This window comes from Nitrososphaerota archaeon, assembly GCA_011605775.1.
Taxonomy (GTDB): Archaea; Thermoproteota; Nitrososphaeria; order Nitrososphaerales; family JAAOZN01; genus JAAOZN01.
Genome location: JAAOZN010000049.1, coordinates 1 through 3,969, shown reverse-complemented (window position 1 = coordinate 3,969; position 3,969 = coordinate 1). Strand labels below are relative to the sequence as shown.

Genomic DNA, 3,969 nt, shown 5'->3' with positions numbered 1-3,969 from the left:
GTCGCTTTGTTTTCTAAGAAAGATCTATAACCTTCGCATATATCGTATCCGATATATTTATCTACTCTAAAACCAACCCTAAAGCTTAGGAGAAGCGCGTTGAAGGCTGTGGGATCCAAAGACGAGGCGCTGTGTGCTGGTAGGCGAGGTGTGCCCACAGGGCTGCTTATACACTACATATTGCATAAGTTGGCTTCTAAACCTGCTTACGGCTATGAGCTTCTTAGCGATATAGAGCGTAAGACTCAGGGTTTATGGAGACCTAGCCCAGGTTCGCTCTACCCTCTCTTTAAGAGGATGCTTGATAAGGGTCTTATCGATGTTAAAGAGGTTAAGGTGGGTAGGAGGTTGAGGAGGCTCTACACTATAACATCAAAGGGGCTAAACTTTTTGAAGGATGCTAAGGCGCATTTTCTGAACGCGAGTCATCGCCTAGCAGCGTCCAGAGGTCTTCTCTTGGGCATACTTGATCTAGAGGACATACCTAAGTTTGTGATAGAGGGCTCTAAACTCCACCTGAACTTGCTGCACGCGGTAATAGAGGATAGCTGGGGGAAGCTGAGTAAGGAGAGTCTTAGAAGAATTCTAGAAGAGTATGAGAGTAATCTGGTTGATGAGTTGAGTTGGGTTAGGCAGAGGATAAAGCAGATAGAGGAGGAGAAGGAGGAGGTTGAGAGCGTTGCCTGAGAAGATCGTTGAAGCACGCGGGCTCACAAAGATATTTAATAAAAGAGTAAAGGCGGTGGATAATGTAGATCTTGAGATCGAGCAAGGCGAGATCTTCGGGCTACTCGGCCCGAATGGTGCTGGGAAGAGCACTATGATCAATATGCTCACAACTGTGCTGAAGCCAACATCTGGCACCGCTAAGGTGTGTGGGTACGATATAGTTAGGGAGGCGGCTGAGGTTAGGCGCTCTATCGGCGTTGTGCATCAAGAGTATACCGCTGACGAAGACCTTACTGGATTGGAGAATATACTGCTCTGCGCATCGCTCTACGGCATACCAGGCAGCGTGGCTAAGCAGAGAGCTTGGGAGCTTCTTGAGCTGGTTGAGCTGAAGGATGCTGCTAAGCGGAAGGTGGAGACCTACTCAGGTGGAATGAGGAGGAGGCTGGAGCTCGCCTGCGGCTTGATAAGCAGACCTACCCTACTCTTCCTCGACGAACCCACACTAGGCTTAGATGTGCAGACAAGAGTAGCGGTCTGGAACTACATTAGGAGGCTAAAGGAGGAGTATGATATGACCATCTTCATGACTACACACTATTTGGAGGAGGCTGATGCCATGTGTGACAGAATAGCCATAATCGACCACGGCAGAATCCTTAAGGTCGGAGCCCCAAGCGAGCTGAAGGCTGGTTTAGGTGGGGACATCGTAGAGATCGGTGTGGATGGGGAGAAACTCGATCTAACACCCATAATCACGGAGATCGGAGGCGTGAAGGAGGTTAAGAAGGTAGACAGACTCTACCGCATCAAGGTTGAGAGAGGCGAGGAAGTAGCCCCAGCGATCATAGATGCGATTAGAAGTAGGGGTGTAGCCATCTCCAAACTCTCCATGATCAAACCAACCCTAGATGAAGTGTACCTCGAATACACAGGCCGCTCACTAAGGGAGGAGCAAGCAAGTGAGGAGGAGATCAGGTCTCTTAGAAGGACTCTGCATAGAGCGAGGAGGTGAAAAAGGAGTTGAGTAAGCTGGATGCGGCGAAGATTGACACAAGCCCCCTCCACGGGCTGTGGGCTCTGACGAACAGAGACCTCAAGAAATGGTATAAGGTGCCCTTCATCTTCATTATGTCGCTGATTCAACCCTTTATGTGGCTTGCGCTCTTCGGAAAAGCCATGAACCTAACAGCAATCTTCACAGGAGGCTCATTCAACATACCGGGCTTAAACATACCTAAAGAGGTCATTAACCAGATCGGTAAGCAGATAATGTTCCAGACCTTCGGCACCCAAGACTACTTCTCATACCTAGCGGTAGGCATGCTCTCATTCATCTCGCTCTTCACAGCGATGTTCAGCGGCATGTCTATAGTCTGGGATAGGAGGCTAGGGTTCCTCGATAAGGTCCTCAGCACACCTGTAGCACGAGGGGTCATACCTATGGCTAAAGTCCTCTCAACAGTTGTGCGCGCTCTCGCTCAAGCCGCTATCGTACTTCTACTAGCCATACTTCTAGGAATGGATGCTTCACACATAACCCCAGCTGGGCTACTAGGGTCGTTCGCAGCACTCCTCCTACTCATAATAGGATTCGCTTCACTATTCGTCACACTAGCCATAAGATCGACGAGCTGGGAGGCACAGATGGCGATAATGAACCTCCTAAACCTACCCCTACTCTTCGCGAGCAACGCTATGTTCCCAGTAACCTATATGCCAGAATGGCTCCAAACCGTGGCGAAGATAAACCCAGTAAGCTACGCAGCAGACATATGCAGACAGCTACTACTAGCCTCCCCTGGGATGGCTGACATAGGCTTCGGATTCACATACCTAGCAGCCTTCGCAGCAACCCTATCCACAATAGGGATAATCCTCTCTTGGAGATACCTCTCAAAATAAACCGGCATCAGGCTTCATTGATCTTCTTTGCCAACGATCTGCCGATTTCCATAATCTACCTCATATTATCATCTGTTGGTGGACCGTTTACCTCCAATGCGCCAACCACTTCGACTTCAAGATGCCCCAAAACCTCTTGAATCTGTTTTACCGCACCACCTCCCCAACCATAAGAGCTTAAAATAACCACAAACTTCGTAGGCGGTCGTAGAGCTTTAACAAGGTATGCTGCGTAAACGGCTAAGGGGTGGGCTCCACCTAGAACCGCTGGGGCACCTAGAACGAGGGCTCTTGAGTCTACGAGGTCTTTCGCTAAATCGCCTGTGTCGGCTACAGCCAAATTATGTAACGCTACCTCAATACCCTCTGATGCCAGCGTTTCGACCATCTGCTGAACCATCTTCTCCGTACTATTCCACATACACTACTGCAGCCTTACACTTAGTCTCCCCACCAGCCCACCTCCTATATGCTTGTAGGATGCGCTCAGGGTTCCTGAATATTGGACCATGGCTAGGCGCTATCATCCTAATATCTAAACTCTGCAGCTTCTCCAAAGCCTTAACAGCCATGCCTCGATAGGGCATCATTATCTCACCCCAATACCTCTGAGCGTGAACCATCAAATCTTCAACCTCATCATCATAAACCCCACCCGCTAAGTGAGATCCGAAAAAGTCGCACGGGAAGAGGATTTTGTCTTCCTCCAAGTATGTAAACATGGTCTCTGGCCAATGAAGCATCGGCGCCTCAATAAAGCGGAAGGTTCTCCCACATACGCTTAAAGTTTCTTGGTCACTAACCACCCTCATTCTATCTTCGGGAACAAGATAAAACACTTGAGCCATTCTTGCACCTCTTCTTGATGTTATTAGCTTGGCTTTAGGAGCGATTCCCATCATGTGTGGAATGGCTCCTGCATGGTCTGGTTCATAATAATATAGAGGAGGGTCTCTGGATCAATTAGGCTGCGAACCTTCTCCTCCAACTCAACCTCAAAACCGGGGCCCACAGTATCTATCAGTACATTCTCTTTCCCACCTGTTACCAGATAGGCGTTATAAGATGTTCCTTTCGGAAGCGGTATCAAAGCGTCAAAAACCCTGCGGTTCCAGTCTCTCGACCCAACCCAGTAAACGTCTTCAGAAAGTTTAACCACACTCCTTCTAATCATCTTCCACGCCGCCATCGTCTAATTGATTGATTAATACTAATACCACATAATTTAACCTTCCACTATATGAATTAACACTTTCGCTCATATATAGATAGTGGTAGGTCGTTCTTCCCCTCATTTGATGTACGAGAGCCCCCAGCAACTACTGTTGTTCAGATATGAGCGAACACTTTTAACAACCCAGCCACTAACCTTCTGATAGCGGTCGTCGTCCAGAG

General features: G+C 48.5%; 3 protein-coding genes and 1 pseudogene. 3 read left to right on the top strand and 1 reads right to left on the bottom strand.

Annotated features, from left to right (window positions below; all coding sequences use genetic code 11):
- The first annotated feature begins 99 nt into the window (after window positions 1-99).
- The 3 genes from HA494_04675 to HA494_04665 are packed head-to-tail and all read left to right on the top strand — an operon-like array spanning window position 100 to window position 2,574.
- Window positions 100-687 carry a PadR family transcriptional regulator gene (locus HA494_04675; GenBank protein NHV97065.1) on the top strand — a complete coding sequence of 196 codons (588 nt, stop codon included), beginning with the start codon at window positions 100-102 and terminating at the stop codon, window positions 685-687.
- Window positions 680-1,684 (top strand): ATP-binding cassette domain-containing protein, encoded by a 1,005-nt coding sequence (locus tag HA494_04670; GenBank protein NHV97064.1) that lies wholly within the window; start codon window positions 680-682, stop codon window positions 1,682-1,684. Before HA494_04675 ends, HA494_04670 begins: the two co-directional genes overlap by 8 nt.
- A gap of 17 nt (window positions 1,685-1,701) precedes the next feature.
- Entirely contained in the window at window positions 1,702-2,574 is an 873-nt protein-coding gene (locus HA494_04665; GenBank protein NHV97063.1) for an ABC transporter permease, read from the top strand.
- 55 nt (window positions 2,575-2,629) lie between these two features.
- On the opposite strand, the pseudogene HA494_04660 reads toward HA494_04665, so the two are convergent.
- Window positions 2,630-3,748: pseudogene (locus tag HA494_04660) on the bottom strand (FprA family A-type flavoprotein).
- Window positions 3,749-3,969: the final 221 nt, after the last annotated feature.